Origin of the sequence: Leptolyngbya sp. UWPOB_LEPTO1 (genome assembly GCF_017302695.1) — a bacterium.
Lineage (GTDB): Bacteria > Cyanobacteriota > Cyanobacteriia > Leptolyngbyales > Leptolyngbyaceae > Leptolyngbya > Leptolyngbya boryana.
Genome location: NZ_JAFLCJ010000003.1, coordinates 437460 through 463320, shown reverse-complemented (window position 1 = coordinate 463320; position 25861 = coordinate 437460). Strand labels below are relative to the sequence as shown.

General features: G+C 47.2%; 31 protein-coding genes and 1 pseudogene. 22 read left to right on the top strand and 10 right to left on the bottom strand.

The genetic code is table 11. The features are described from left to right. Positions 1-7: 7 nt before the first annotated feature. On the bottom strand, positions 8-328 hold the full coding sequence (locus tag J0L70_RS07500) for a transposase (protein ID WP_287453852.1): 321 nt from the start codon (positions 326-328) through the stop codon (positions 8-10). Positions 329-342: 14 nt separating this feature from the next. Between J0L70_RS07500 and J0L70_RS07495 the strand changes: the two genes are divergently transcribed. From J0L70_RS07495 to bioF, 17 genes and pseudogenes are all read left to right on the top strand, one after another. Continuing rightward, the gene (locus tag J0L70_RS07495; RefSeq protein ID WP_287453850.1) at positions 343-582 is read left to right on the top strand and encodes a hypothetical protein; all 240 of its coding nucleotides are present in this window, start codon (positions 343-345) and stop codon (positions 580-582) included. Between the two features lie 40 nt (positions 583-622). Continuing rightward, positions 623-865 carry a type II toxin-antitoxin system RelN family antitoxin gene (locus J0L70_RS07490; RefSeq protein WP_287453848.1) on the top strand — a complete coding sequence of 81 codons (243 nt, stop codon included), beginning with the start codon at positions 623-625 and terminating at the stop codon, positions 863-865. After that, positions 855-1058, top strand: a complete 204-nt coding sequence (locus tag J0L70_RS07485; protein ID WP_287453846.1) for a hypothetical protein — start codon at positions 855-857, stop codon at positions 1056-1058. The genes J0L70_RS07490 and J0L70_RS07485 overlap by 11 nt, the downstream gene beginning before the upstream one ends. 12 nt (positions 1059-1070) lie before the next feature. Then, positions 1071-1238 (top strand): annotated as a pseudogene (locus J0L70_RS07480) (type II toxin-antitoxin system RelE/ParE family toxin); the annotation flags it as partial. Positions 1239-1241: 3 nt separating this feature from the next. Beyond that, positions 1242-1517: a UPF0175 family protein gene (locus J0L70_RS07475; protein ID WP_287453844.1), complete on the top strand. Its 276-nt coding sequence runs from the start codon at positions 1242-1244 to the stop codon at positions 1515-1517. Next, positions 1514-1738 (top strand): PIN domain-containing protein, encoded by a 225-nt coding sequence (locus J0L70_RS07470; RefSeq protein ID WP_287453843.1) that lies wholly within the window; start codon positions 1514-1516, stop codon positions 1736-1738. The genes J0L70_RS07475 and J0L70_RS07470 overlap by 4 nt, the downstream gene beginning before the upstream one ends. After that, the gene (locus J0L70_RS07465) at positions 1663-1986 is read left to right on the top strand and encodes a PIN domain-containing protein (RefSeq protein WP_287453842.1); all 324 of its coding nucleotides are present in this window, start codon (positions 1663-1665) and stop codon (positions 1984-1986) included. Before J0L70_RS07470 ends, J0L70_RS07465 begins: the two co-directional genes overlap by 76 nt. Positions 1987-1999: 13 nt before the next feature. After that, on the top strand, positions 2000-2623 hold the full coding sequence (locus J0L70_RS07460) for a toll/interleukin-1 receptor domain-containing protein (protein ID WP_287453841.1): 624 nt from the start codon (positions 2000-2002) through the stop codon (positions 2621-2623). A gap of 31 nt (positions 2624-2654) precedes the next feature. Continuing rightward, on the top strand, positions 2655-2915 hold the full coding sequence (locus J0L70_RS07455; protein ID WP_287453840.1) for a UPF0175 family protein: 261 nt from the start codon (positions 2655-2657) through the stop codon (positions 2913-2915). A gap of 2 nt (positions 2916-2917) precedes the next feature. Beyond that, on the top strand, positions 2918-3403 hold the full coding sequence (locus J0L70_RS07450) for a PIN domain-containing protein (protein WP_287453839.1): 486 nt from the start codon (positions 2918-2920) through the stop codon (positions 3401-3403). A gap of 111 nt (positions 3404-3514) precedes the next feature. Continuing rightward, on the top strand, positions 3515-3784 hold the full coding sequence (locus tag J0L70_RS07445; protein WP_287453838.1) for a UPF0175 family protein: 270 nt from the start codon (positions 3515-3517) through the stop codon (positions 3782-3784). 9 nt (positions 3785-3793) lie between these two features. Further along, complete coding sequence (locus tag J0L70_RS07440; RefSeq protein ID WP_287453837.1) at positions 3794-4303, top strand: PIN domain-containing protein; 510 nt, start codon at positions 3794-3796, stop codon at positions 4301-4303. A gap of 121 nt (positions 4304-4424) precedes the next feature. Continuing rightward, positions 4425-5270, top strand: a complete 846-nt coding sequence (locus J0L70_RS07435; RefSeq protein ID WP_287453836.1) for an alpha/beta hydrolase — start codon at positions 4425-4427, stop codon at positions 5268-5270. Further along, positions 5267-5836: a DUF4231 domain-containing protein gene (locus J0L70_RS07430; protein ID WP_017289663.1), complete on the top strand. Its 570-nt coding sequence runs from the start codon at positions 5267-5269 to the stop codon at positions 5834-5836. Before J0L70_RS07435 ends, J0L70_RS07430 begins: the two co-directional genes overlap by 4 nt. 23 nt (positions 5837-5859) lie before the next feature. Next, positions 5860-6210 (top strand): DUF1823 family protein, encoded by a 351-nt coding sequence (locus tag J0L70_RS07425; protein WP_353736622.1) that lies wholly within the window; start codon positions 5860-5862, stop codon positions 6208-6210. Positions 6211-6221: 11 nt separating this feature from the next. Then, complete coding sequence (locus J0L70_RS07420; protein ID WP_268181528.1) at positions 6222-6437, top strand: hypothetical protein; 216 nt, start codon at positions 6222-6224, stop codon at positions 6435-6437. Continuing rightward, the gene (bioF, locus tag J0L70_RS07415) at positions 6427-7590 is read left to right on the top strand and encodes an 8-amino-7-oxononanoate synthase (RefSeq protein ID WP_287453834.1); all 1164 of its coding nucleotides are present in this window, start codon (positions 6427-6429) and stop codon (positions 7588-7590) included. The genes J0L70_RS07420 and bioF overlap by 11 nt, the downstream gene beginning before the upstream one ends. 12 nt (positions 7591-7602) lie before the next feature. Here bioF and J0L70_RS07410 read toward each other — a convergent pair whose 3' ends face one another. The 6 genes from J0L70_RS07410 to J0L70_RS07385 form a co-directional block, all read right to left on the bottom strand. Next, on the bottom strand, positions 7603-9813 hold the full coding sequence (locus J0L70_RS07410) for a patatin-like phospholipase family protein (protein WP_287453833.1): 2211 nt from the start codon (positions 9811-9813) through the stop codon (positions 7603-7605). A gap of 183 nt (positions 9814-9996) precedes the next feature. Beyond that, positions 9997-10800 carry a TPM domain-containing protein gene (locus tag J0L70_RS07405; protein ID WP_190652702.1) on the bottom strand — a complete coding sequence of 268 codons (804 nt, stop codon included), beginning with the start codon at positions 10798-10800 and terminating at the stop codon, positions 9997-9999. A gap of 158 nt (positions 10801-10958) precedes the next feature. Continuing rightward, complete coding sequence (locus J0L70_RS07400; RefSeq protein WP_017289656.1) at positions 10959-11522, bottom strand: DUF948 domain-containing protein; 564 nt, start codon at positions 11520-11522, stop codon at positions 10959-10961. 17 nt (positions 11523-11539) lie between these two features. Continuing rightward, on the bottom strand, positions 11540-11890 hold the full coding sequence (locus J0L70_RS07395) for a YtxH domain-containing protein (protein ID WP_017289655.1): 351 nt from the start codon (positions 11888-11890) through the stop codon (positions 11540-11542). Positions 11891-11972: 82 nt separating this feature from the next. After that, the gene (locus J0L70_RS07390; RefSeq protein WP_190652700.1) at positions 11973-12335 is read right to left on the bottom strand and encodes a hypothetical protein; all 363 of its coding nucleotides are present in this window, start codon (positions 12333-12335) and stop codon (positions 11973-11975) included. 42 nt (positions 12336-12377) lie between these two features. After that, a complete protein-coding gene (locus J0L70_RS07385; RefSeq protein ID WP_017289653.1) occupies positions 12378-13970 on the bottom strand; it encodes a serine/threonine-protein kinase in 1593 nt (530 codons plus the stop codon). A 191-nt stretch (positions 13971-14161) separates the two neighbouring features. Between J0L70_RS07385 and pheT the strand changes: the two genes are divergently transcribed. Next, on the top strand, positions 14162-16594 hold the full coding sequence (gene pheT / locus J0L70_RS07380; protein WP_287453830.1) for a phenylalanine--tRNA ligase subunit beta: 2433 nt from the start codon (positions 14162-14164) through the stop codon (positions 16592-16594). Positions 16595-16604: 10 nt separating this feature from the next. Continuing rightward, positions 16605-16874, top strand: a complete 270-nt coding sequence (locus J0L70_RS07375; RefSeq protein WP_190652698.1) for a YciI family protein — start codon at positions 16605-16607, stop codon at positions 16872-16874. Between the two features lie 53 nt (positions 16875-16927). Here J0L70_RS07375 and J0L70_RS07370 read toward each other — a convergent pair whose 3' ends face one another. Beyond that, positions 16928-17101 carry a hypothetical protein gene (locus J0L70_RS07370; protein WP_268181538.1) on the bottom strand — a complete coding sequence of 58 codons (174 nt, stop codon included), beginning with the start codon at positions 17099-17101 and terminating at the stop codon, positions 16928-16930. A 323-nt stretch (positions 17102-17424) separates the two neighbouring features. Between J0L70_RS07370 and J0L70_RS07365 the strand changes: the two genes are divergently transcribed. The 3 genes from J0L70_RS07365 (at position 17425) to J0L70_RS07355 (ending at position 22990) form a co-directional block, all read left to right on the top strand. Continuing rightward, complete coding sequence (locus J0L70_RS07365; RefSeq protein ID WP_287453827.1) at positions 17425-19386, top strand: CHASE2 domain-containing protein; 1962 nt, start codon at positions 17425-17427, stop codon at positions 19384-19386. Positions 19387-19473: 87 nt separating this feature from the next. Beyond that, complete coding sequence (locus J0L70_RS07360; protein WP_287453825.1) at positions 19474-20244, top strand: DUF928 domain-containing protein; 771 nt, start codon at positions 19474-19476, stop codon at positions 20242-20244. 88 nt (positions 20245-20332) lie between these two features. After that, positions 20333-22990 (top strand): CHAT domain-containing tetratricopeptide repeat protein, encoded by a 2658-nt coding sequence (locus J0L70_RS07355; RefSeq protein WP_287453824.1) that lies wholly within the window; start codon positions 20333-20335, stop codon positions 22988-22990. 148 nt (positions 22991-23138) lie between these two features. On the opposite strand, the gene J0L70_RS07350 is transcribed toward J0L70_RS07355, so the two are convergent. Together J0L70_RS07350 and atpA are read right to left on the bottom strand one after the other, a co-directional pair. After that, positions 23139-24089: a F0F1 ATP synthase subunit gamma gene (locus tag J0L70_RS07350; protein WP_287453823.1), complete on the bottom strand. Its 951-nt coding sequence runs from the start codon at positions 24087-24089 to the stop codon at positions 23139-23141. 217 nt (positions 24090-24306) lie between these two features. Further along, positions 24307-25824 carry a F0F1 ATP synthase subunit alpha gene (gene atpA, locus J0L70_RS07345; protein ID WP_287453821.1) on the bottom strand — a complete coding sequence of 506 codons (1518 nt, stop codon included), beginning with the start codon at positions 25822-25824 and terminating at the stop codon, positions 24307-24309. Positions 25825-25861: the final 37 nt, after the last annotated feature.

The following is a 25861-nucleotide window of genomic DNA, read 5'->3' as shown; positions in this document are numbered from 1 at the left end:
TCTGAATCTACCAGGGCTTTTCGGTCGGCAAGCCCAATCGTGCCGACCTGTTGGCTAAAAAATCTCGCTCCACTTGCAACTTGCCAATTTGCCGATATAACTCGTCAATTTGAGCGCTCGTTTCTGGCTCCACTGCACTCGATTTCGCACCGCGTTCAAACAACTCGCTCGCACCGTCCAAAAGCTGTCGTTTCCAGTTGTGAATCATCGTCGGATGTACGCTGTAATGACTCGCGATTTCCGCGATCGTCTTTTCACCTTTAATCGCTTCAAGTGCGACTTTGGCTTTGAATTGGGCACTGTGTTGTTTGCGTTTGTTTTGGCTCATAATCTACTCTTACCATGAGGTTGAGGGGGGGTAGCTTATTCACCTGTCCAGCTTTTTGGTTCCACCTCAGTAAATACTACAACTACGAAATCTATCAAGACTATCTAAAAGCACAGAAGCACGATCGACAAACTCCGCAAAATAACGATCGCTCCTCTCCCACAATCAACCACTTCCCCAACGCTCAAAAAGTTCAAATCTTCGAGAACGTCGATCGATACTACGAAACCCCACCCAAAGATCCGCCATCATAGAAATAGATTTCATCACTCGCAACCCTAGAGAAACTCAACCATGAAAGCGATCGAAACCACTGCAACCCTCACCGAAACCGGACAACTCACACTCGATGAACCGCTCAATCTCGCCCAAAATAGTCGAGTTCGCGTGATTGTTCTCATTGCTGAACCCGAAGAAGACCTCGAAGACACCTCGATCGAGGAAATTCGAGAAGGACTCTATCAAGGCTGGCAAGATGTGATTGTCGGAAGAACCAAACCTGTCTCTCAACTTTGGGAAAACATGGATGTCGATTGATCCACCCGTCGAAGTTCGGAGCAGTGCTCGATTTGAAAGCGAAGTGCGCCAACTTGCAAAACGCTATCGCCGGATTCGCATCGACATTCAACCTATCATTAATCAGCTAGAAGCTGGCGAACTGCCTGGAGATCAAATCCCTGGCATGAACTACACACTCTTCAAAGTCAGAGTCAGAAATAGCAATGCTTAAAGAGGTAAAAGCGGCGGCTACCGCATCATCTACTATCTCAAAACAGATACACAAATCCTGCTCGTAACGCTCTACTCCAAATCAGATCAAGCTGATATTACAGCCGATGAAGTGCAAGAAATCATCACCTGTGCTGAAACACAATTCAATTCCTCACAACAAAGCCCAGAAGGAGCCTAAACCATGCAAATCACGATCGACATCCCCGACGAAATCGCTCAACATCTCACTCAAAGCATTTCCGATCTTCCTCGTCGCACCCTTGAATCTCTCGTCGCCCAAGCCTACCGCGATGAACTTCTTACCCATGCCGAAGTCGGTCGAATCCTCAATCTCTCTCGTTACGATGTCGATACCTTCCTTCACCAAGCAAAAGCCTACCTGCACTATGACGAAACCGATCTAGAACACGATCGCGCCACGATCGCCCAATTCCGCCGTGAACAATCGCAATCATGAGCGTTATCTCAGACACTTCACCCCTGCGCTATTTGATTTTGATCGAGCAGGTCGAACTCCTCCCCCAACTCTATGATCAAATCATCATTCCTGAAGTTGTACAGCAGGAACTACAAACTTCAAATTCCCCGATCGCCGTTCAGCAATGGATCAATCAACCTCCACCCTGGCTAACTGTCAAGCTCTCAGTCAGCCACCCGATCCATCTCTCAATCGCCTAGATCCAGGAGAGCAAGCCGCGATCGCTCTCGCCGAGCAACTCAACGCCCGACTACTCCTCATCGACGAACGCTATGGTAGAAAAATCGCGCTGCAAAGAGGATTGCAAATTCTTGGCATCATTGGGCTTCTAGACGAAGCAGCAACTCAAGGCTTGATTCACTTCCCCACCATTCTCGATCGCCTACAACAGACAAACTTCCGCATCTCACCTCGACTGCTCGAAACCCTACTCAACAAATATCTCTAAACCTTAAATCCCTATGTCTAGCTCTAAATATAACTTCCCCAATGCTCAGAAAGTCCAAATCTTTGAGCGAGTCGATACCTACATTGAAAACAACAATCCCTCAATTTCTGAAAGTAAAACCTCATCTGCTGCAAATCCAGAACAATCATCCACGTCTTCAGATACTCCGCTCACTCTCTTCTACTCCTACGCCCACGCAGACGAAACCCTCCGCGACGAACTCGACAAACATCTCAAACTCCTTCAACGCCAAGGAATTATCACGGCTTGGCACGATCGTGACATCACCGCCGGAACCGAATGGGCAACCGCGATCGACCAAAACCTCAACACTGCCGACATCATCCTGCTCCTCATCAGCGCCAACTTTCTCGCTTCCGACTACTGCTACGACACAGAACTCACTCGCGCCCTCGATCGTCACACCAAAGGCGAAGCCCGCATCATCCCCATCATCCTCAAACCCTGCGACTGGGAATCCGCCCCCTTCGGCAAACTCCAAGCCCTCCCCATTGCTCACGGAGCAGGAGCAAAAGCCGTCACAACTTGGAACAATCAAGATGAAGCATTTTTAGCGATCGTCAAAGGCATCCGCAAAGCTGCCGAAGAGATCCGGCAAAAGAAAACCTCAAGTTAAAATCAAACTATCCTCTTTCTCTACTCGATTCATGCAAATCACGATCGACCTCTCACCAGACATTCAATTAGACGATGCCATTCGTCAGCAAGCAGAGTCTAAAGCGCGTGAGTCCTACATTATGGAACTCCTACGCCACGGCAGCATTAGCACAGGTTACGCAGCGCAGAGTCTCAACCTCAGCCGTTTAGAAATTTTGGATTTAATGGCACAGTACAAAATCTCACCCTTTCCAGAACAAACTCCAGAAGAACTCGCTCAAGAAATTGCTGAAACTCGCAATCTGCTCTAATCGTGATCATTGTTTCCAACACTACACCCCTCAGCGAACTTGCCAAAATCGATCGCCTTGATTTTTTATCTTCCCTCTTTACCAAAATTCTCATCCCACCAACGGTTCACGCAGAACTCACGACCGGAAATCATCCCGCCAAGCTGTTGATTCCAAATGCAACTTGGATTGAAATACGACCCCTCCAGCAAACCGAAAGAATTGAACAACTTCTAAAAACTCCTGGACTCGATCGAGGTGAATGTGCTGCAATTGCACTCGCAGAAGAATTGCAAGCCGATCGATTGCTGATGGATGAAAGAGCAGGGCGCAACCTTGCTCAAACTTTAGGATTACCAATCATTGGAACGATTGGAATTCTGCTTCTTGCCAGAGAGCAAAGAATCATCAGTGAAGTCTCTCCCTTGCTAAACGGATTAATCGACCAGGGAACCTGGATAAGCCCTGCGTTTTATCAACAAGTGCTACAAATGGCAGGCGAAGAATAGCAAAGAGTAAAACCATCACGATCGCCCAAGGCATCCGCAAAGTCGCCGAAGAGATTCGGCAACACAGAACCGCAAGTTAAAATCAAACTATCCTCTTTCTCTACTCGATCCATGCAAATCACGATCGACATTCCCGACGAATACATCCAACAGCTCGAACCAAACTTAGAAGCTCTGCCTCAGCAAGTTCTCGAAACCCTTGTTGTAGAGGCTTACAAAGATCAACGCCTCACCCATGCAGAGGTCGGGCGCATCCTCAAACTCGATCGATTTCAAGTTGATGCCTTTCTCAAGCAAAATCAAGCCTATCTTCATTACACGATCGATGACTTCAATCAAGACTTACAAACACTTCAGAAAGTCCTTGGGGAACAAAGCTAGGACATATAAATGATTGTTGTCTCCGATACCTCACCAATTCTTTATCTGCTTCTCATCGATCAGTTAGACCTCCTGCCACGTCTCTATCAACGCATTATTATTCCTGATGTTGTTCAAGCTGAAATGCAAAATCCAGGTGCACCACTTGAACTACAAAACTGGATTTCTGCTCCTCCAAATTGGCTAGAAATCCATTCTGTTTCAAACAGCGCTAGCTCCGCTCCAACGAATGTTCGCACGCTCTTACAGCGACTCGATCCTGGGGAACAAGCAGCAATTCTTCTTGCTCAGACTTTAAACGCTGATTTGCTAATTGTGGACGATCTTGATGCCCGTCAAACTGCTCAAAATCTGGGCATCAACATTACTGGAATGTTAGGAATTCTGGGCGAAGCAGCAAAACGCAACTGGATTACCTTATCAGAAACTCTAGAACGGCTCTTACAAGAAACAAATTTTCGTGCCTCTCCAAAACTCATTCAAGTCCTGCTCGATCAGTTCTCTAATTCTCAAGGTTAGAACAATTACGATCGCTCTCAGTGACACGCTGGAACAAAACTTGAAATACGATCGAGATTCAACCAATCGCAAAAATAAACTCTAGAATCGTTGAGCGGTGAACTCTCAAGGCTAGATGTCAATGGAATTCCATCCAAAGCTACTGTGGAAGATTTTAGCGATCGCATTGCGAATTTATGCGATCGTCTGTTTCGTCTTGTTTCTGATTCAATCTCGATTCATCTTCTTTCCAACTCGCACCATTTACCAAACTCCTGCCGAGCTAGGCTTATCTGCCGAAGAAGTTTGGATTCCTGTGAAAAACTGGTTTGGAAAACCGGAGCGAATTCATGCTTGGTGGGTACAAGGCAGCAAACCGAATTTAGGAACCGTGCTGTACTTTCACGGCAACGGCGGCACATTAGGCGGCATTGACCAAATGGATCGCATTCATCAACTGGGATTCTCGGTACTTGTGATTAGCTATCGCGGCTACGGCAAAAGCGAAGGCGGATTTCCCTCAGAATCACAAGTGTATGCCGATGCAGAAGCCGCTTGGAATTATTTAACTCAGACGCGCAATATTCCACCCAAGCAAATCACAATTTATGGATACTCGATCGGCGGTGCAGTCGCCATTGATCTCGCCACAAAACATCCCGAAGCCAGAGCATTAGTCACCCAAAGCACATTCACTTCTATGCAGGATATGGCAGAAAGAAATCCTTATTTTCGCGTCTTTCCCTTAGAGATCATTTTGACTCAGCGATTTAACTCGATCGACAAAGTACGATCGCTGAAAATCCCTGCCTTTTTCATTCATGGCGATGCCGATGAGCTTGTTCCACCTGCGATGAGTCAAGCTTTGTATAACGCAACTCCGACAGAGAAACAATTATTATTTATTCCAGGTGCAAAACATAACGACGCTGAATTTACAATTGAACACTTAGAGACGATTCGCAAATTTGTTGATCAAATTCAATGAATAAACCCAAAGTTGACTACAACAACAAGCTTCAATCTGATTTTGAAGGGATGATTGAGCGGCTCGATCTAGAGCAATCTGGCAAAGACTATCTGAAGCTCCGCTGGCTCGAACAAGTGCTTTGGATGGAAGGCAAATCAAATAAGATGCGCGATCGACATCAAAGCGGCAGAAAATGGACGATTGTCTTGAGTGCAATTTTGCCGATCATCGTATTACTCAACTTCAATGAAGATAAGATATTTGAGCGAGGGATCAAAGTCGCTACCGTAGCGATTAGCTCAGCAATTGCGATCGGAACTGCCTTAGAAGAATTTCATCAGTACGGCAAGCGTTGGTATAGTTATCGCAGAGCTTCAGAACTGCTCAAAACCCAAGGTTGGCAATTCTTTCAGCTTAGCGGCGCATATCGAACTTACGAAAATCATCGCCAAGCTTTACCAATTTTCAGTGAACAAGTCGAATCGATTATTCAGCGCGATGTTGAAGTTTATGTGACCGAGGGAATGCAACAGATTGTGCAATCTGAAGAAACAACATCACCCGCACAATTACCCTCTGAATAGTCTTGCCGCAATCCGTGATACAGATGATGTCTAATCTCCCACCCCTAAATTCCGATACGATCTGGGCAATTCTCAAAGATGAAATCGATGATGAAACTGCCAATGGTTTAGTCTGTCATTACCTAGGCTATGACGATGCCACGGTTTCACCAGATTGGTTAGAAGCCTATCCTGAACCGCCGAATTTTATCGAAAGCCGTCCAGCAGTCGTGAAATTAACCCGATCGATTCCCTCTGAAAACAAGCAACTTCTGAAAGAACAACTGGGATTTGGCGGCTACAAAGTCGATGAACTGGTGCCCCGAAAAACTCGTCGTGCCACAATGGCGAACTGGTTGTTAAGCTACATGCAGCAGCATGACATTAGCCTTTAGAGGATGAAATCATGGGAATCGAACGTCGCCTATCTCGAACAATGTTTCTCCCAGCAGAAACTGTACAATTGCGTCAAATGTGTTTTACCCCAGGCAAAGTCTTTCAACCCGGTCGCTATCTGGCTGGAGAATTGCCCGATGTAGCATTTGAAATGGGTTTAGTCGATAAATTGCCGCCCGTTCGAGGCAAGAGTGCTGAAATCAAAGAACAACCGGATGAAGAATGATCCTTATGCTTGGCTTGAGCAGTCCTTAAAGTCGATCGAGCGTGCAGGTTGGCAGCGATCCACTAAAACAATCGATCGTCCCGGTGCAGTCATTCAAATAGGCGATCGTCAATTTCTCAATTTCGCCAGCAATGATTATTTAGGACTTGCGACCGACGATCGATTAATCAATGCCGCGATTCAAGCCATTCAGAACTATGGAACTGGCAGTACTGGATCGCGCTTGCTTACTGGGCATCGGGCTTTACATCGAGAGTTAGAAACTGCGATCGCGCAACTCAAACAAGCTGAAGATGCGATCGTATTTAGTTCAGGCTATTTAGCGAATTTAGGCGCAATCGCTGCTTTAGTCGGAAAGCGTGACTTAATTCTGTCTGATCAATACAATCATTCGAGCTTACGAAATGGTGCGATTGTTAGCGGTGCAACAACGCTCGACTATGCTCATTGTGATATTCAAGACTTACGAACTAAGCTAAAACAACAACGCCAACATTTTCAGCATTGTTTGATCATTACAGACACAGTGTTTAGTATGGATGGCGATCTCTGCCCGCTTCCAGAGATTCTTGACTTAGCAGATGAATTTGAGTGCATGGTGCTAGTAGACGAAGCTCATGCAACGGGTGTGATGGGTGCAACAGGTGCAGGATGTGTTGAACATTTAGGCTGTACAGGACGTGCGATTGTTCAGATGGGAACGCTCAGCAAGGCATTAGGAAGTCTAGGCGGTTACATTGCTGGCTCAGCGCAATTGATTGATTTCTTAAGAAACCGCGCACCCAGTTGGATCTATACAACTGGGCTGTCTCCGGCTGACACTGCGGCGGCATTAGCAGCGATTCAAATTGTGCAACAAGAACGCGATCGCCGAAATACCCTTTGGCAGAATGTTGCTTATCTCAAATCACAGCTTCCAAATTTCGCACTTCTCCCTTCAGAGTCTCCGATTCTCTGCTGGCAATTGCCGAATGTGCAAACTGCGCTAGAAGCTGCAAAATCTCTACAAGCAGAAGGAATCTTCGCCCCTGCAATCCGACCGCCGACTGTGCCGACGAGCCGGATTCGGATGACGATAATGGCAACTCACGAGAAAGCGCATCTCGATCGCTTAATTGCTGCTTTGAATCGAGTTCAGAAAGGCTTTGAGTAAGGTGTGTTTCAGCTAGCTCAAATCACTCTTGATCGATCTTGCAACACAGCTATTGTGATTTTTTACGTCAATATTGGCAGTATTACTACTCAAAATTTGCCTGAACTGTGTTGCATTACATTCGCTAGGTGCAGGAGTCTGATTGAAAATAAACTCTTTTGAAGCAGTAGAAAGTTGCCAACCGAGCGGAAGCCTGATCTGTTGGTCTAAGTTTACTTTTTCTAGCATTAGAGTTCTGAACCTTAGCTTAAACGGGTCAGTAATTCCATCATTCAAGGTATAGGTAGATAGTTCGATCGCGCTGGCACTCCGAGCTTCACGCGCACTGAATAGAGCGCGAATCGGCGACAAGATCTCATTCATTCCTGCCGACTTGAGCGGTTTTCCTGAATCAACTTGTGGTTGATCTACGATCGCTAAATAAATCAATTCAAAGCTTTTCCCATACCCTTTTACTTTCTGCAAAGCTCGACCAATATCAAGAGCAGTAGGAATCCCCGAATTATCAAAATACCCACCATCCGCAAGCCGCAACTTACTTCCATCACTCTTGCGTTGAAACCAACCCACCGGAGTTACAAAAGGAAACCTAGCACTCAATACAGCCGCCGTACTCAACCTTAAATCTAACTGACTCTCGTTTAGAGCAATCCTTTCTTGAGTCGGTAATACAATCTCAAAAGGACTTATCACCAAACGTTTTCCGTTCTCAACGATGGTTGAATTGAATACCAGCGCAGGAGCAATTCCTTGAGGTTGCCAATGTTTGTAAAAAGACTGCTTCAAAGGATTTTCACGATTATTACCAAGCTGATTCCAGCTATTTTCAAAGGCAAGTTCTAACCCAGTCGCTCTGTCCCAGTCATAGATTGGAAAGGGAATAAATCTCTGAATCAGATCTGGAAAAAAGCCCAGTGTCAGTAACGGAGAAAGTAACTCTTGCTCAAAAAGCTGGCTAGCTTTTTCACTAAGATTTTGCTCCTCTCCGGTCTTGAGTAAGCTCGCATACGCTGCTGATCCCAAACTCCCACCAGAAACGCTACTAATCGTAAAAAGATGCTGAGGAAAGCTTGGAATCGATTCAGTCAAGTGTGCAAAAGTAGTCGCTGCATGATACGCCGCAAAAATCCCGCCCCCTTGGGCTGATGCAATATACACTGGATAAGGTTTTCCTGAATATTGATCGCGATCGGGACGACTCGCTAGCCAGGTTTGAAAACTTGCTTCTAAAGATGGCAATGGAGAATTATCAGAGGTTGCAATTTGCCGAAACCGATGATTGTCATTCAGGTTCAGCAGACTTGAAATCGCAACTAATCCTAGTAAAATCGTGAGAGCTGGAACATTATTTCTAAATGCCCAATAATAGATAGTTGAAAACACAACAACGAGCGTAGTCAATGCGATCGCAATCACACTCACCGCTCCAACCGCATTAGGAATCACCGTAGATGGCAGAGCAACGACGAAAATAGCAGAAGCGGAAATCGATGCAATCCACCACAAAACGATCCTCGCTGCTAGATGGGAATGCCAAGAATACAGAATGAGGTTAAGCAGGACAGACAGACCAAAAACGATAATGACTCCCAAAGCCGCTCTCGAATCTGCTGCTGCTGCAATCAAAGGCAAAGAAAATGTACTAAAGATCGTGTACGCAACATTCGCAAGCCCAATTTCAACCTGTGGAGCAAACAGCCCTTCCCCTTGAGACTTAGATCCCAAAAAGCATCGATGAAATAAGTCTGTGCGTTTCCAAAGTAGGAAGAAAATAGTTATCCCAGTGCTTAAGCTTGAAATCATCCAAATCATTAAAAAAGATCGAGCTTGATCATTAATCGATTCGTTCCAAGCCTTGAGAATTCCGAGCACTAAGCTAAGAATTGGAATTATCCCTAAAATCCTCGGTGTCCAATTTGCTAAGCCATTCTGAAATCTACTCCCTTGCTCCAGAATTAGAAAACGGGAGACATACCAAATGAAGATTGTGAGCAATAAGACAGAACTGACCGTTACGGATGCCTCATAAAATTTGTTACTATCCGAAGCGATCGCGCGATAGACCTCTATAGTCTGATCAACTTTTGTAAAAATTAAGGACGCGACGATCGCGATCGTCACCGGAACTCTTAAGTAGATCCCGATCTCAAAGATCGGTTGAATCCACGTTTTGATCAATTCAGAAACCGTTTGCACCCATCCATTAGAATTCGATGCTGTCATGATTGAATCTCTTGAACTCGGCTGTGTCTAAGCGGACATGCTCAATTCTTGGAAACAATATCCCAAAAATTGCATTGACACACCACCTCGTCACGAATCGAGTCAAAATGATCAGCAAAATGGGGAGATGGGGAGCATTTGAAGTTCCCTCGTCTCCCCATCTCTCCATCTTCCTACTAGGGTTTAAGTTTCAGACGTAGACGATCGACCCAAAGTGGGTGCTAAAAATGCCACTAAAGCCCCGATCGCAAATCCTGCTACATTCCGAAACAGCGGCAACCAATCAGTCGTGCGGGTAATCACCGGACCAATTCCAAACGCCAAAAATAAGATCCCCCACAGCGGCGAGAAAATCAGCGCCCACTGCCAAGCGAAGACCTGTCCTTCTTTACGAGGTTGTGCTGCAAATCCAAACACTAACCCTCCAACCGTTGAAGTAATCAGGGTTAACAACCACTGTTCACGCGGCAACCCAGGGACAACCTTACATCCACCCTGGCGTAAACATCCTTTGACTGATTCCAACGCTTCTAAGATGGCTTGATCCCCGCCGTTATCTCGCACGAAAAATTGATTCCCGAATCGAGTTTGTAACTCGATCCAAAACGTCCGAGACAGCAACGGATAAAAATCATCACCCACACTAAAATTCAGCAGATTTCCGCCTCGTGTATCGGCAACTAACAAAACGCTTTTGTTATCCAATCCCCAAAAGCCTTTGACGGCGGTTCCAGGTGTACGATCGCTTTGTGTCAGAACCCGTAATTTCCAGCCCGTCTCAGCTTCAAACTTTGACAAGTCAGCAGACAGTGCTTCTTCCTGAGTCTTCGTAAACTCATTTGCCAAGTCAATCACGTTCGTCGGATGATCCGGCAATAAATCAGGATTGTCATATGCCTGTGCCGCTGGTGCGATCGTCCAGACAGAAATGACGACCATCAGTGCCATCAAACCTTGAAATAGACGGCGGACTCGAAGATTAGGCATAGCACGATCTCACGAATGGGTCACTAAAGAACATTAAAAGTAATCGTAAATGAGGCATTTAGAATAGACGCTCATTTTTGTTTACATTTGTTTAACTAATTCTAATATAGGAATGCTGTCAGCGATTCATCTCGCTGGAACAGGATCAATAATTTTGCTTATTCTGGGTCGTGGCGCACTGGCGATCGCGAAGGTTCAGACGGCTTGTTCGTCTGCGATTCGTCCTGATCTTCCCACTCATAATTTAGTTCCAGATCAGAAGTCACTTCCTCAAAATGATGATTTCCATTCTGTTCGTGGGGTAGCGATCGCGGATCTCCACTCGCCGCCATCCGATTCGCTCGCCGCGATTTATTCTGAGGTTGGTTCAGAGTCCGCCATGCCGCTTTCACGCCTGCAAAAACACTGCGCCCAGTTGTTTGGGCTTTCTGTGCTTGTTGCTTCACACCGGTCAGAGTCTCATCTACCTGCTTCACCACTTGACTGGCGCTCTGAACGCCTTGAGTCACATCATCGGTGAGATCAGTCACCTCATTTCCGGTAATCCGGAGCGCCTCTAACGTCGGTGGCAACTCCCGATTCAACGTCTCGAATAATTTTTCGGCACTGCGGGCTGCCCGTCCCATCTCGTTAAATGCAGGAATTGCCACAGTTAAGAGGGCGGTCAAACTGATCGCCACGAGTAAAATCGATAAGCCTAGCCAAAAAATAGGATCAGTCACACTTCATCTCATCTCGCTTAGCGCAAACGATCGCGAACTGGAGGTTTAGGATCGCTCCCCGATTCAGACTCTCGACTGAGAATTTGATGCTCACGCTGGGTTGCTTCCAATCCAGCGGCGATCGCTTCTTTTAATCGTCCCAGTGTGTCATCCCAGTTTCGCAGCGCAGACTCAGAAAAGCGATCTGCCTGAAGTTGGACACTGGTGGATAAATCTTCCGCAAGTTCAGGCAGAGCATCTGCCGACTTTTTGATCAACTGTCGAGTTTCTCGTCCTGGACGGGGTGCAATTAATAATCCTGCGATCGTCCCCATTGCTGCTCCGATGATCATGCCGCCTAAAAATGATCCCGATCGATTGTCAGACATATCTTGGCTCTACCCCTTGCGACTCACTAAACCAACTCTGTAACACCAGACCTTTCCTCATTCTGCCAGACTGAACCGCAATCTAGCGATTGATTCGTCCTTTAGCTGATTTTGTAGCAAATTTTTTCGCGCGTTGGTTTAGGAGAGGGGTGAGGAATAGCGATCGTCCCATTCCCATCCCCATTCCCAACAGGGCAAATGCCTGCTGTGCCTGCCGAACTTTCGGTTCAAGCTGGCGATACGTATGTCTTATTCTTTGTACGCCGAGCTGTTGACGCTCGATCGCGCTCGGTGCACCATACAAAACTTGATGCGTTTGCCGTTCTGCGACAACCAGTGCATCTGCGGCTCTAGAAAAAGCTTGCCGCAACTGCCACATTTGCCAGGTGAGATAAAACCCATACAAAGCCAGCGCAAGATTTAAGACAATAACCGCTATCAACATATCTCGACCGATTGTTTTTCTAATAATAGCGAGTCTTTGTCATTACAAAATGCCTCTTTTGCCATTTGGGCGGACGGTGAGCCAGTTAGTCTTTGCCATCGCTAACTGCTCTGCGGTGAGTTTTGCGCCTGTGAGGTTTGCGCCACACAAATTTGCATTCCGCAAATTCGCATTGAGTAAATACGCTTGCGTAAGATTTGCACCTCGTAAATCTGCCCCTTCTAAATCGGCATTACTCAAATAAGCTTGTGCCAAGTTAGTATCGCGCAAGTTGGCTCGCTGCAAACTCGCCTTGCCAAAATCAGCATTGAATAAATTTGCGCCTTGTAAATTAATCTGTTTCAAATTCGATTGATGAAACACAGCGCCTGACAAATTAATTTTCGGAATGGCGAGTAGCGACAGATCATGCGACGCAAAATCTCGTTTACCCTTACCGTACAGAGACACGAGAGTTGCAGAATCAAGTTTTGGAGCCGCCTGAGTCTTGTTGCCGGATGTGTTGCTATTGCTCCCGGTTCGTCCGCCTGAATCACGAGTCGTTGGGCGAGCTGCCATCACGCGATTCCGAGCCACTCCGGTCTGTAAATTCGTCGATTCCGATCGCTGATTGCGCGCCCGAATTGCCATGGCTGCCCGTGCTGCCGGAGAACTCGGTTGAGAATCAGGGTCACGTTTTGTCAGCGTTGATCGGGTTGAAACGCTATTCATACTATTTGCCAAACTGTCGAGATACGGCTCCAAATCCAACGCGCGTAAAATCTCATTGGCTGACTGAAACCGATGCCGCACGGAGACTTCCAGCATTTTCTTCAAAACGCCTGCAAAGTGCTCACTCAGATGCACCTGTTTTTGCCACAACAATTCACCTGTGGCAGGATCGTAATCGAGATCTTTTGGAGATTTTGCGGTCAATAAGTAAATGCAAGTCACACCCAATGCATAGAGATCGCTTGCATAAACCGGACGCATTGCCATTTGTTCGGGTGGCGCAAATCCGGGAGTCCCGATCGCATAAGCGGTGAGTGCAGTCTGATCCGATAAACTCGCGGCAGATACAGAGTTCACTTGGTTTTTGACGGCTCCAAAGTCAATCAGCACAAGTTTGCAGTCTTGCGATCGCCGAATCAAGTTTGCAGGTTTAAGATCTCGGTGAATCACTTGATGACTGTGAACATACTGCATAATCGGCAGAATCTCGCTGAGAAACTGCTTGACCCCTGCTTCGCTAAAAGCTCCTGAGCGTTTGATTTCCTGCTGAAGGGTGGAACCGCTGATATATTCCTGAACCAGATAAAATTCTTGATTTGCCTCGAAATAATCGAGTAAGCGGGGAATTTGGGGATGATTGCCGATGCGTCCCAAGGTTTGGGCTTCCCGTTCAAACAAGTCTCGCGCCATCTGCATCACATGAGGTGCAGTTGTGGTCGGACGGAGCTGTTTAATCACACAGTAAGGTTGACCCGGCAGAGATTCATCTTTTGCCAGAAACGTTGCACCAAATCCACCTTGTCCTAATGCGTGCAGAACGCGATAGCGATCGCGCAACAGCAAACTAGCGCCACAGGCTTGACAGCGCTCTGTATTGGCGAGGTTTTCTGGGCTTGGGCAGACTGGGTTCAAACAGTAGCTCATGAGGGCAGCAATCTGTAAGGGTGGATTCCAAAAAATGGCAAAGCTTTGGGGGGAAGCAAAGTGTGAGTTTGCAAGACGCAGCTTGTATTGAGAGGTTACCCAGAAGTGGGAGAGCAGGGAACAGGAACGCTGAGAGAGGCGCAACAGCGATAGAATAAGGTCTGTCTTGGCGTGATTTTTGAAGGCGACGGATGCGTATCTCTCTGAACTGGTTGCGGGAATTGGTAGATATTTCAATGACTCCAGAGGCGTTGGCGGAAAAGCTGACGATGGCGGGGTTTGAGGTGGAAGACATTGAGGATCGGCGCACTTGGGCAGATGGCGTGGTCGTCGGAAAAGTGCTGACGCGCGAACAACATCCCAATGCCGATCGCTTAAGTCTCTGTACAGTGGATATTGGGGCTGAAAGTCCGTCTCAGATTGTTTGCGGTGCGGCAAATGTGCGCGCTGATATTTTTGTTGCAGTGGCGACGTTAGGCACATACTTGCCGAATGTCGATTTGAAGATTAAGCCTGCAAAACTCAGAGGCGTGGAATCGAAGGGCATGATTTGCTCTTTGTCAGAGTTAGGCTTGACGAAAGAATCGGAAGGCATCCATATTTTTGATGAAACTGTGACAGGAGCGTTAACGCCTGGTATGGATGTGCGTCCCTTGTTGGGATTGGATGACGCGATTTTGGATCTGACTTCGACCGCGAATCGAGCAGACGCTTTGAGCATGGTGGGTATTGCGCGAGAAGTTGCGGCATTAACCGGTGCAACGTTGCGCTTGCCGGAACCGAGTGTGCCTGAGTCTCAGAAGACCAAATCGGTGTCGATTAAAATTTCAGATGCTCAAGCTTGTCCGGCGTATATTGGCACGCTGATCGAGAATGTGAAAATTGCGCCTTCGCCGTTGTGGTTGCAGCGTCGCTTACTCGCGTCGGGTGTGCGATCGATTAATAATATTGTCGATATCACCAACTACATCATGCTGGAATGGGGACAACCGCTCCATGCTTTTGATTTCGATAGTTTGGTGAAAGTGGCGGGAACCGATCAAATCGAGATGGGCGTGAGATTTGCGAGATCGGGCGAATCGGTTAAAACGCTCGATGGTCAAGATCGCACGCTGCAAGAGCAAGCTTTGTTAATCACCGTCAATGACAAGCCAACGATGTTGGCAGGCGTGTTTGGTGGTGAAGAAACAGAAGTGAGTGACAGCACTCAGCATATTTTTCTCGAAGCTGCAATTTTTGACTCTGCTGCAATTCGTAAATCTGGGCGATCGCAAGGGTTGAGAACAGAAGCCTCTGCTCGTTACGAACGGGGTGTGAATTGGGCAGGTTTGGAAACGGCGGCTCGTCGAGCAGTTCAACTGATCCTTGAACTTGCAGGTGGAACGATTACGGCTCAAGAAACGGTTGACACCCGACAAGGTTCGTTGACGAGATCGATCTCGCTACGACTTGAACGAGTTCGAGAAGTGCTCGGCATGGTTGAACTCGGTGACGATGTTGGGGAATTGCAAGCGAAGGATGTGGAACACACTCTGACAGCACTAGGCTGTGAGTTGAAATCAACGGGTTCAGAAACTTGGAATGTTACGGTTCCGCCTTATCGCTATCGAGATTTGGAACGTGAAATTGATCTGATTGAAGAAATTGCGCGGCTGTATGGCTATAACAATTTCTCAGATACATTGCCTGCGAAAACTGAGCCGGGATATTTGTCGATCGAGCAATTGATTTCTCGCAAAGTTCGCGAAGCCTTCCGAGGTATGGGGCTGACCGAATTGATTCATTATTCACTCGGCAAACCTGGAGAAGAACGGCAAATCGTTCTCGCGAATCCTTTATTTACCGAGTATTCTGCGCTGAGAACTGATCTAATCAATGGCTTAATTGAGGCATTCCAGTACAACCTTGAGCAAGGCAATGGAGCTTTGAATGGCTTTGAGATTGGGCATGTCTTTACTCAGGAAGAAGATCTGATTGAAGCTGAAGCGATCGCTGGTATCTTGGGTGGAGATCCGAGCCAAGGTAAGTGGGTTCGGGGCGGCAAAGATCAGCCGATGACCTGGTTTGAGGCGAAAGGCATTTTAGAAAGTGTCTTCGATCGAGTCGGGTTACCTGTAGAATTTCAGCCTGATCGACGCGATCCGCGCTTGCATCCGGGACGAACGGCTTCGCTGTGGGTTAGAGGCGATCGCTTAGGAACGTTTGGACAGTTACATCCTCAACTGCGTCAAGAGCGCGGCTTACCGGATGAAGTTTATGTTTTCCAATTGGATCTCGAAGTGATCATTCGCCATTTGGAAACAGATGAAGCGATGGTTCCGGTTTTCAAGCCGTTCTCTACTTATCCTGCTTCCGATCGCGATATTGCTTTCTATGCGTCGCGTGAGGTAGGCGTGAGCGATTTGGAACGCACGATCGTCAAAGCAGGCGGGAAGTTACTAGAATCGGTGGAACTGTTTGATGAATACAAGGGCGATCGCGTTCCAGAAGGTCAGCGCAGTTTAGCGTTCCGATTAGTCTATCGGGCTGACGATCGCACGTTGAAAGATGAAGATGTAGACCCGGTGCATCAAAAAGTGCGCGAAGCACTGGTTGAGAAGTTCCGGGTTGAGTTGAGAAGCTAGAGGTGAAATTGTGCCGAAATATGTTGTTTGGGGAAGCTACTGTGACGATGTTCTAGAGAAAAGAACGCCCTATCGTCAGGCTCATTTAGATGGGTTAGCAAAGCAAAAAGAAGATGGGATTTTAGTGACGATCGGACCGACGAAAGATGTAACGAAAGTGTTTGGCATCTATGAAGCGGAGAATGAAGCGATCGTTCGGAATCTGATCGAGTCTGATCCGTATTGGCAGAATCAGATCTGGACGGAGTATGACGTGAAGGAGTGGATTCAGGCGATTTAGTTGTGATGGGGAGATAGGGAGCAAGCATTCTTTTTGCTTGTCTCTCTATCTCCTCACTCCTCAATCTTAACCTTCACAGCGATCAGATCTTTGACTGTTTCACCTTGTTGCTGCGCCCAATATTGGCTCAGTAAATGAATCTGGCGGAGTTCAACAATGAGATTGAATCGCGATCGAGTCGGAACTGCACAATGTAAATCCAAATGATTCCAAGAATGGAGAACCATCGAAACGATTCAGGAACATCAGGATCATAAGTTGCTAACAGTGGCGGTAATGATATACCCAGTACAAACGGTAGTAAACACAGCGCACCTGACCAGCTTTTGCCGTTATAGTTCCGTAGCTCTTCTTGGATAACCTATTTGTAGTAACCGTAGTAGAGCGATCCGATCAAAGCCGACTGCCACAGTTTCCACAATCACTCCACACCTGTACCTAAGTAATATCAACAGTATTGCTTGTATTTAAAGTGACTTTATTTTCCGGAAGAATAAGCTTTGCTGGGGAAGAATTATCAGAATGGTGATCATCTTCTTCTGGCTCCCTTATGCCTCTACCACTTGCTAAAATCATCCGAAAATTTCATGTGCTTTGGATCACAATTCCTAGCGTAGCAGGATTAATCGTGCTTCTGCGGGTTGCTGGGGCATTACAATCTTTAGAATGGATGGCATTTGATCAATATGTTCGGCTGCGTCCCCAAGAAGCAACTGACGATCGCGTCATTATTGTAGGCGTAAACGAAAATGATATCCGGCAACTTAAACGTTATCCGTTTGATGATGCTACCTTTGCCAAACTGTTGACGAAAATTAAGCAGCAACAGCCGCGAGCGATCGGTTTAGATATCTATCGGGATCTGCCAGTAGAGCCAGGACATTCAGAGCTAGCTAAAGTATTCCAGACAACCCCTAACCTGATAGGCATTGAAAAACGAGGCGGAAGTACAGAAGTCGAGGTTGCACCTCCCCCCATTCTGAAACAGCGCAATCAAACTGCTTCAAACGATGTAGTCCTTGATGGCGATGGGAAACTGCGCCGAGGTCTACTGTATTGGACAAGTCCCAATGGAGAAGAATCTTTAGAAAGTTTGGGATTACGCCTTGCAATGCTCTATTTAGAAGCTCAAGGAATTACATCTCAACCAGCGAAAACCAATTCACAGTATCTCCAGCTTGGGCATGGGATCTTTCCTATTTTTGAGCCAAGCGATGGGAGCTATGTCTCGGCGGATGCAGGCGGCTATCAAATCTTGCTGAACTATCGAGGCGCTTCTGGCAAGTTCCGCACGGTCTCACTGATGGACGTGCTTCAAGACCGACTGCCTGCTGATCTCATGCGTGATTCGCAAGGACAGCCCTTCCGAGGCAAAATTGTTTTGATCGGAGTGACAGCTCGAAGTCTTAAAGATGTCTTTTACACTCCCTATAGCGGCGACTCGATCACGACTCCAGAGAGAATGGCGGGAGTTGAGGTACAGGCAAATTTAGCGAGTCAAATTATCAGTGCTGCGATCGACGGACGATCGGGCTTCCAAGTTTGGACAGATGCAATGGAGGCAGTTTGGATTCTGCTGTGGTCGGGTGTGGGAACAGGCTTAGGCTGGATGGTGCGATCGCCACGTTGGGCAGTGGCAGGCACAGTTGTTGCAGTCGGAGGGCTAGGACTAGGAAGCTTTGCAGCATTCGTGTTTTCCTGGTGGATTCCGGTTGTCCCACCCGCCTTAGCGCTACTCACGTCTGCAATGGTCGTCACGGTTCACATTGCTCATTCAGAGCGTCGCGATCGCCAAACTGTGATGAATCTCTTTGGGCGATATGTGACTCCAACGATTGCTGAGACGATTTGGCGCGATCGCGATCAACTGCTTTCCCAAGGTCGCCTGCGGGGACAAAAACTCACTGCAACGGTACTATTTACCGATATTAAAAACTTCAGCACGATTGCCGAACGGTTCGACCCTGAAACGCTGATGATCTGGCTCAATGAATACATGGAAGCGATGACGGAAGTGGTGTTGAAGCATGGGGCAGTGGTCGATAAATTTATTGGAGATGCGATTATGGCAGTCTTTGGTGTGCCGATCGCTCGTAAAACTAGTAAAGATATTGCTCACGATGCGTACAGTGCTGTGCAATGCGCGATCGAAATGTCCGCTGCACTAGCTGCACTGAATCAACGCTGGGCACAGCAAGGACATCCCACGATTCAAATGCGAGTAGGTATCTCGACAGGCACAGTCGTTACAGGCAGCTTAGGTGGTCAGCAGCGCATGGACTATACCGCGATCGGCGATAGTGTTAACGTAGCAGCGCGACTCGAAAGTTTTGATAAATCGATCGAGGGTGGACTCTGCCGAATTTTAATCAGTGAAGAGACCTTTACGCTGGTTGAAGGTCAATTTCCAGTGCAAGCCGTTGGGACAGTTCAACTAAAAGGGCGGGAGCAACCGACGAACGTTTATCAAGTTTTATGGGAACCCTCGAAGAGTGAGCGTGGAAGAGTTTAGCATCTGTTCGACAGGAGAGAATTGCTCCAAAATTTTCCCACCCTTACAACCGAGCTAGATCATCACCCTCTATTGATTCATAAGACGATGGCTTCTGATTTCTCTAAACTCAAACGAGCTAACCCGATATTCTTGCTTGGAATTGGAACACTTTCTTTCGCTGCCCTACAAAGTTTATTGCCGCTAGAGTTCCCCTTACCTAGTCCTCTCAATTCATTGCAGCCTGCCCCCGCAAATGCTCAATACAAGCCCCCTAAACGTTCGGGTTTCAGAAGTAGTGAAGGCACGGGAACGCGAGAAGACGCATTACGCCTTTGTGGTCAGCGCAAAACAGCTTCTTTTACTCCCCTCGCACCAACCAACCACATCGGGGAAACTATTTCATCCCGTCCAACCTTATTCTGGTATCTATCCAGCCGCCAAACTGTGGAACTTAAGCTCATGGAGTCAGGAGTCCAAAAGCCTGTGTTTATGACCACAGTACAAGTAGATAAGCCTGGGATTGTTCCATTTGAATTACCGAAAACTGCGCCTGAGCTAGTCCCTGAAAAAGTTTATCGCTGGTCGATCGCTATCGTTTGTGAAGATGGCACAAAGGATGCTTTGAAGATGACATTGATCCGACGAGTTGCACCGACTCCAGAGGTAAAACAGCAATTAGCGATCGCGAAATCCGATCAGAATCGCGGTCAAATCTACGCGGCCCAAGGTCTGTGGTACGACGCAGTCACAATGTTCTCGAAAGCGATTGCGGCAAATCCCAAAGATCGAACGGCTCCTGACAAACTCTTATCACTGCTCGATCAAGGAGGATTTGCAAAGATTACGGAACAGGAGCGCAAAAAAAGCAGCCGATAGAACATTGAACGATGCCAAGATTGCTGCAATTGCAGGGTGATTCGTCTTTAGTCATGCGATCGACATAAACCCATCCTGAGAGGTAACAATGTTACTCAAGAAAATTAGCTTCTCGATCTGTTTTACGCTTCTCTTCATCTGGCAACCTTTATCTTGTCAACAGTTCGCAGCAATCAGTGCAGAGCGCCAATCTGAAAAAATCGCTCAATCCAAACAAATTACACAGACGAGCGCGCAGCCTCTCACACTTTATCAACCCCTCCAGCGCTTGCAATGGGAAGGAGAAACGAGCAAAACTGGAATTGCTTACTTTCCCATTGAGGGATTGCCAGATATTTCTGTTTCTGAAGCTGATTTAGACATCGCTCGTCGATCGCAAGACCCGAAGCTAGTCGCAAAAACATTAGCTGCTTTGGGATTATCACATCATCTTCAGGGTGAATATGACAAAGCGATCGACTACTATCAGCAAGCCTTAAACATTGCCCGCAACCTAGATTCAACCTTAGAAACAACATTACTAGGTAATTTAGGACTCGCGCATGTACAGTCTGGGAATTACTATGCTGAGGCTGTAGATTATTTAGCCCAGTATTTAACTGCTACTCAAGATCGTAAAAAACTCCAAGCCTTCGGCAATCTAGCGAACGCCTATTTTGGAACAGACTTATATGTAAAAGCGATCGAGCTTCACCAAAAACGTCTTACCTTATCTCGAAAATTCAAGGATCAAGTCAGCGAAGCTAAAACATTCAGCGATCTGGGCATGGTCTATCAAGCACTCGGAGAACGTGCCAAAGCAATTCAGTATCAAGAACAAGCGCTAACCTTAGCGCAGAACATCAAAAATCAATCGATAGAATCACTGGCGTTGGGAAATTTAGGCGTGATTTACCAATCACAACGCAACTATGCCAAATCAACTGAATATCAGCAGAAACGCCTCACCCTTACCCGCCAGCTTCAAGACCTACGAGGAGAAGCAGAAGCCCTGGGAAATTTAGGCGGAATTGCTTATTTTCAGGGAAATTATCAAGAAGCGATCGCTCAATATGAGCAAGCCTGGAACATTGCTTGGAACAAACTGCGCGATGCCGATCTGATCTATCGAATTCGCGGCAATCAAGGGCTGATCTACGCACAAATGGGCAACTCTGATAAAGCATTAGAGTTCTACGGACAATATCTTCGTTACGCTGCTTCCCGGAGCAATCGACGAGAGGAAGGAATTGCCAGGATCAATGCTGCCGCAGTTCGGTTTCAATCTGGGAACTTAGACGCTGCCGCGAAAAATCTTCAAGCGGCGATCGAGACTTGGGAATCACTGCGATCGCGACTCGGCAACAATGATAGCTTCAAAGTCTCTATCTTTGAAACTCAAAATTCACCCTATAGCAATCTCCAAAGTGTTCTCGTCGCTCAAAATCAACCCGAAGCGGCTCTAGAAATTTCTGAACGAGGACGCGCCCGCGCCTTTGCCGAACTCCTTGATCGCCGTCTTTCTGGACTTTCTTCCCGAAAAGAAACGCCGCGATCTCCACTTGCCTCTTTGACGATCGCGCAAATCAAACAAATTGCTCAAAAGCGCCGCGCGACTCTAGTTGAATACTCGATCATTCCTGCACAGTTCAACGTGAATGGCAAACTAGAAACACGCGAGTCAGAGCTATTGATCTGGGTGATTCAACCGACCGGAACTGTCACTTTACGTCGCGTTGATCTCAAACCGCTTTGGCAGTGTCAGGATGCTCAGCCTTGTGCTCCTGAAGAACTCTCTGATATCGTTTCGCTAGGTCGAGCAACGCTAAATGAGGACAGTCAAGCTACTCAAGATGCTGCACATCCCTTACGACGGCTGCATGAACTCTTGATTCAACCGATCTCAGATCTGCTTCCCCAAGATCCGAATGCCCAAGTTGTCTTTGTGCCGCATCGATCGCTCCTACTCGTGCCGTTTACTGCCTTGCAAGATGCAAAAGGCAAATTCTTGATTGAGCAGCACACTATTTCGATCTCACCTTCGATTCAAGTTCTCGATCTAACGGATCAATTGAGAAAAAAACTAGAAACCATCAGTCAGAAACAAACAGAGAAACAACCAAGCGACGCTCTGATTATTGGCAATCCGGTCATGCCAAAAGTTGTAACTGAGGTAGGAGAACCCCCTGAACAACTACCGCCTTTACCCGGATCAGAGCAAGAAGCAAAAGCGATCTCTCAAATGCTCAAGTCTTCGGCATTAGTTGGCGAAGCTGCAACAAAATCGAACGTCTTGCAACGAATGAATCGCGCCCGTTTGATTCATCTTGCGACTCATGGCTTGATGGGTGATTTTGCTGGATTGGGAGTACCGGGTGCGATCGCGCTTGCGCCAGATACGATTGCCACCGGAAAACCTTCGTTAGAAGAAAACGGATTGCTAACTGCGAATGAAATTTTCGATCTCAAGCTGAATGCTGAACTCGTTGTTCTCAGTGCATGCAACACCGGACGAGGCAGAATCACTGGAGATGGAGTCGTTGGATTATCTCGTGCCTTGATTGCTGCCCAAGTCCCAAGTGTTGTCGTTTCGCTCTGGGCAGTCCCCGATGAAGCAACTGCATTACTCATGACGGAGTTTTATCGAAATTTGCAGCAACAACCGAATAAAGCTCAAGCCTTACGCCAAGCAATGTTGACGACCATGAAGCAATATCCTGCTCCCTTAAATTGGGCAGCATTCATGCTCATTGGCGAAACACATTAGCAATGTTGTAAGTTCAACTTTTTTGAGAGGACTGAAATATTACAAACCTGCCCCTGCGTAGCGAAGCGATCAAAGGGTGCTGTATGTTAGCACGAACATAAAAAGCGTCTAGGTTTTCCTAGACGCTCTCAAAGTATTCAAAACAGTTCTAGTTCAGTGCATCTGCACCCGCAACGACTTCAAGCAGTTCTTGAGTAATTGCTGCTTGACGTGCCTTGTTATAAGACAAGGTCAACGAACCAATCAAATTCTTCGCGTTATCACTCGCGTTATTCATCGCCGTCATCCGAGCAGCCAACTCACTAGCCGCCGCTTCTTGCAGCGCCCGCAGCAATTGGTTATTCAGATACAACGGCAGCAATGCGTCGAGAATTTGTACTGGATCTTGCTCGAAGATCATGTCTTGTGGGAAAGACTGAACTTCAGGAGCGGACACTCTCTCACGTTCGACTTGGAACTGACCGCCACGAGTCGTCAAGCGGAAGATCTCGTCATCTGCAACTTCCAATCCTTGCGGATCAAGCGGTAACAGCGTTTGAACAACCGGACGAGACGCAATCAAAGAAACGAATTTCGTGTAGATTAGCTCAACACGATCGACACTTTCCGACAAGAACTGAGATAAGACCACATCGGCGATCTGAGCTGCTTCTGCTGCGGTCGGAATCTGTTCGAGTCCAGCATAGCTTTCCACGATCGGATAATCCCGACGTTGGAAATATTGAGTTGCTTTACGACCGACAATGACCATTTTGTAGTCAATGCCTTCGGCTTTCAGTTCCTTCGCACGAATTTCAGCCCGACGGATAACGTTAGCGTTGTAGCCACCGCACAATCCGCGATCGCCCGAAATGACTAATAAACCAACAGTACCCACATCCCGCTTTCTCAACAGCGGTAAGTCAGCTTCTTCAAACTTCAATCGAGCTTGCAAGCCGTAAAGCACTTGCGCTAAGCGATCGGCAAAAGGGCGAGTCGCCGTGACTTGCTCTTGTGCTCGACGCACTTTCGCTGCTGCCACAAGCCGCATTGCTTCTGTAATTTTTTTCGTGTTCTTGACCGACTGAATGCGATCGCGAATAAATTTTAGGTTTGCCATGATTTGAAACGATTTTAGAGTTTAGCTTTTTGGTGCTGAATGATCTGAAAAAGCCTATCTGTACTAGCTCCCCCTCAATCTCCCTGAGAAGAACCAAATTCGCCATTTGTATTGTCCCCCTGAATTCAGGGGGACAACGACAGCCGGGTATTCCTTCAGGATTTACGAGATCGAGCCAACTCTCAGCTTCTCACCCCATCCGACATCCAAATCAGTCTTAGGCAGCAGCCATCAAGGTTTGCTTCGTCTCGCTAATCGCTTCTTTCAACAGCACTTCCGCTTCGTCGCTCAACACTTTCGAGGTCTGAACGATTTCAAGATACTTCGGCTTGCCAGTCTTCAGATAGTCACGCAAGTTGGTTACAAAAGTGGTGATCTTATCCACAGGGATGTCATCCAAGTAACCATTAATGCCGGAGTAGATCACAGCAACTTGCTCAGCAACCGAAAGCGGCGAATACTGAGGCTGCTTCAGAATCTCACGCAAACGCACACCGCGAGCGAGTTGGTTCTGAGTAGACTTATCCAAGTCAGATGCGAACTGTGCAAACGCTTCCAATTCAGCGAACTGGGCAAGCTCAAGTTTCACTTTCCCTGCAACTTTCTTCATCGCCTTGGTTTGTGCCGCAGAACCTACACGGGATACCGAAATACCCGCGTTCACTGCCGGGCGCAGACCTGAGTTAAACAAGTCAGACGACAAGAAGATTTGACCATCGGTAATCGAAATTACGTTGGTCGGAATGTATGCAGATACGTCACCCGCTTGGGTTTCGATGATCGGCAATGCTGTCATACTACCGCCACCCAACTCATCGCTGAGTTTTGCAGCACGCTCCAGCAAGCGAGAGTGAACGTAGAATACGTCTCCAGGATAAGCTTCACGACCCGGCGGACGACGCAGCAACAGCGACATTTGGCGATAAGCCTGAGCTTGCTTAGACAAGTCATCATAGATGACTAGGGTTGCTTGACCTTTGTACATGAAGTACTCAGCCAAAGCTGCACCCGTGTAAGGTGCGAAGTATTGAAGAGTTGCCGGATCGTTTGCGTTTGCTGCAACGACGATCGTGTATTCCATCGCGCCACGATCTTGCAGCACTTGGACAATGTTCGCCACCGTCGAAGCTTTTTGTCCGATCGCAACGTAAACGCAGATTACGCCTTCGCCTGCTTGGTTCAGAATCGTATCAACCGCAACGGAGGTCTTTCCAGTTTGACGGTCACCAATAATCAACTCACGCTGACCCCGACCGATGGGAATCATTGAGTCGATCGCAGTAATTCCGGTTTGCATCGGCTCACAAACCGACTTCCGGGCAATAATCCCTGGAGCCATCGATTCGATGAGGCGGGTTTCAGTCGTCGCAATATCGCCTTTACCATCGATTGGACGTGCCAAAGAATCGACCACGCGACCGATCATTGCTTCGCCTACGGGAATTTGAGCAATCCGACCGGTTGAAGTTACAGCACTTCCTTCTTGAATGCTGCGACCGTCGGACATCAATACCGCACCGACGTTATCTTCTTCTAGGTTCAACGCCATCCCGACTGAACCATCTTCAAACTGCACCAATTCGCCGGACATGCACTTTTCCAAGCCATAGATCCGAGCGATACCATCGCCGACTTGTAGAACAGTTCCAACATTCTGAACTTTTACGCCTTGATCGTAAGTTTCGATCTGCTGACGAATAATGTTGCTAATTTCGTCTGGTCTGATTGCTGCCATTGGAAACCTCTATTAAAGGATGAGAAATGAAGAAAAA

Coding starts and splice junctions, on each gene's coding strand:
- J0L70_RS07370 (WP_268181538.1), bottom strand. CDS start 17,101: ATGGTTCTCCATTCTTGGAATCATTTGGATTTACATTGTGCAGTTCCG.
- J0L70_RS07435 (WP_287453836.1), top strand. CDS start 4,425: ATGGAATTCCATCCAAAGCTACTGTGGAAGATTTTAGCGATCGCATTG.
- J0L70_RS07420 (WP_268181528.1), top strand. CDS start 6,222: ATGGGAATCGAACGTCGCCTATCTCGAACAATGTTTCTCCCAGCAGAA.
- J0L70_RS07385 (WP_017289653.1), bottom strand. CDS start 13,970: ATGAGCTACTGTTTGAACCCAGTCTGCCCAAGCCCAGAAAACCTCGCC.
- J0L70_RS07465 (WP_287453842.1), top strand. CDS start 1,663: ATGGATCAATCAACCTCCACCCTGGCTAACTGTCAAGCTCTCAGTCAG.
- J0L70_RS07390 (WP_190652700.1), bottom strand. CDS start 12,335: ATGTTGATAGCGGTTATTGTCTTAAATCTTGCGCTGGCTTTGTATGGG.
- J0L70_RS07410 (WP_287453833.1), bottom strand. CDS start 9,813: ATGACAGCATCGAATTCTAATGGATGGGTGCAAACGGTTTCTGAATTG.
- J0L70_RS07425 (WP_353736622.1), top strand. CDS start 5,860: ATGATGTCTAATCTCCCACCCCTAAATTCCGATACGATCTGGGCAATT.
- J0L70_RS07405 (WP_190652702.1), bottom strand. CDS start 10,800: ATGCCTAATCTTCGAGTCCGCCGTCTATTTCAAGGTTTGATGGCACTG.
- J0L70_RS07360 (WP_287453825.1), top strand. CDS start 19,474: ATGGCTTCTGATTTCTCTAAACTCAAACGAGCTAACCCGATATTCTTG.
- atpA (WP_287453821.1), bottom strand. CDS start 25,824: ATGGCAGCAATCAGACCAGACGAAATTAGCAACATTATTCGTCAGCAG.
- bioF (WP_287453834.1), top strand. CDS start 6,427: ATGAAGAATGATCCTTATGCTTGGCTTGAGCAGTCCTTAAAGTCGATC.
- J0L70_RS07495 (WP_287453850.1), top strand. CDS start 343: ATGAGGTTGAGGGGGGGTAGCTTATTCACCTGTCCAGCTTTTTGGTTC.
- J0L70_RS07440 (WP_287453837.1), top strand. CDS start 3,794: ATGATTGTTGTCTCCGATACCTCACCAATTCTTTATCTGCTTCTCATC.
- J0L70_RS07490 (WP_287453848.1), top strand. CDS start 623: ATGAAAGCGATCGAAACCACTGCAACCCTCACCGAAACCGGACAACTC.
- J0L70_RS07485 (WP_287453846.1), top strand. CDS start 855: ATGTCGATTGATCCACCCGTCGAAGTTCGGAGCAGTGCTCGATTTGAA.
- J0L70_RS07395 (WP_017289655.1), bottom strand. CDS start 11,890: ATGTCTGACAATCGATCGGGATCATTTTTAGGCGGCATGATCATCGGA.
- J0L70_RS07430 (WP_017289663.1), top strand. CDS start 5,267: ATGAATAAACCCAAAGTTGACTACAACAACAAGCTTCAATCTGATTTT.
- pheT (WP_287453830.1), top strand. CDS start 14,162: ATGCGTATCTCTCTGAACTGGTTGCGGGAATTGGTAGATATTTCAATG.
- J0L70_RS07350 (WP_287453823.1), bottom strand. CDS start 24,089: ATGGCAAACCTAAAATTTATTCGCGATCGCATTCAGTCGGTCAAGAAC.
- J0L70_RS07460 (WP_287453841.1), top strand. CDS start 2,000: ATGTCTAGCTCTAAATATAACTTCCCCAATGCTCAGAAAGTCCAAATC.
- J0L70_RS07365 (WP_287453827.1), top strand. CDS start 17,425: ATGCCTCTACCACTTGCTAAAATCATCCGAAAATTTCATGTGCTTTGG.
- J0L70_RS07455 (WP_287453840.1), top strand. CDS start 2,655: ATGCAAATCACGATCGACCTCTCACCAGACATTCAATTAGACGATGCC.
- J0L70_RS07475 (WP_287453844.1), top strand. CDS start 1,242: ATGCAAATCACGATCGACATCCCCGACGAAATCGCTCAACATCTCACT.
- J0L70_RS07500 (WP_287453852.1), bottom strand. CDS start 328: ATGAGCCAAAACAAACGCAAACAACACAGTGCCCAATTCAAAGCCAAA.
- J0L70_RS07470 (WP_287453843.1), top strand. CDS start 1,514: ATGAGCGTTATCTCAGACACTTCACCCCTGCGCTATTTGATTTTGATC.
- J0L70_RS07355 (WP_287453824.1), top strand. CDS start 20,333: ATGTTACTCAAGAAAATTAGCTTCTCGATCTGTTTTACGCTTCTCTTC.
- J0L70_RS07445 (WP_287453838.1), top strand. CDS start 3,515: ATGCAAATCACGATCGACATTCCCGACGAATACATCCAACAGCTCGAA.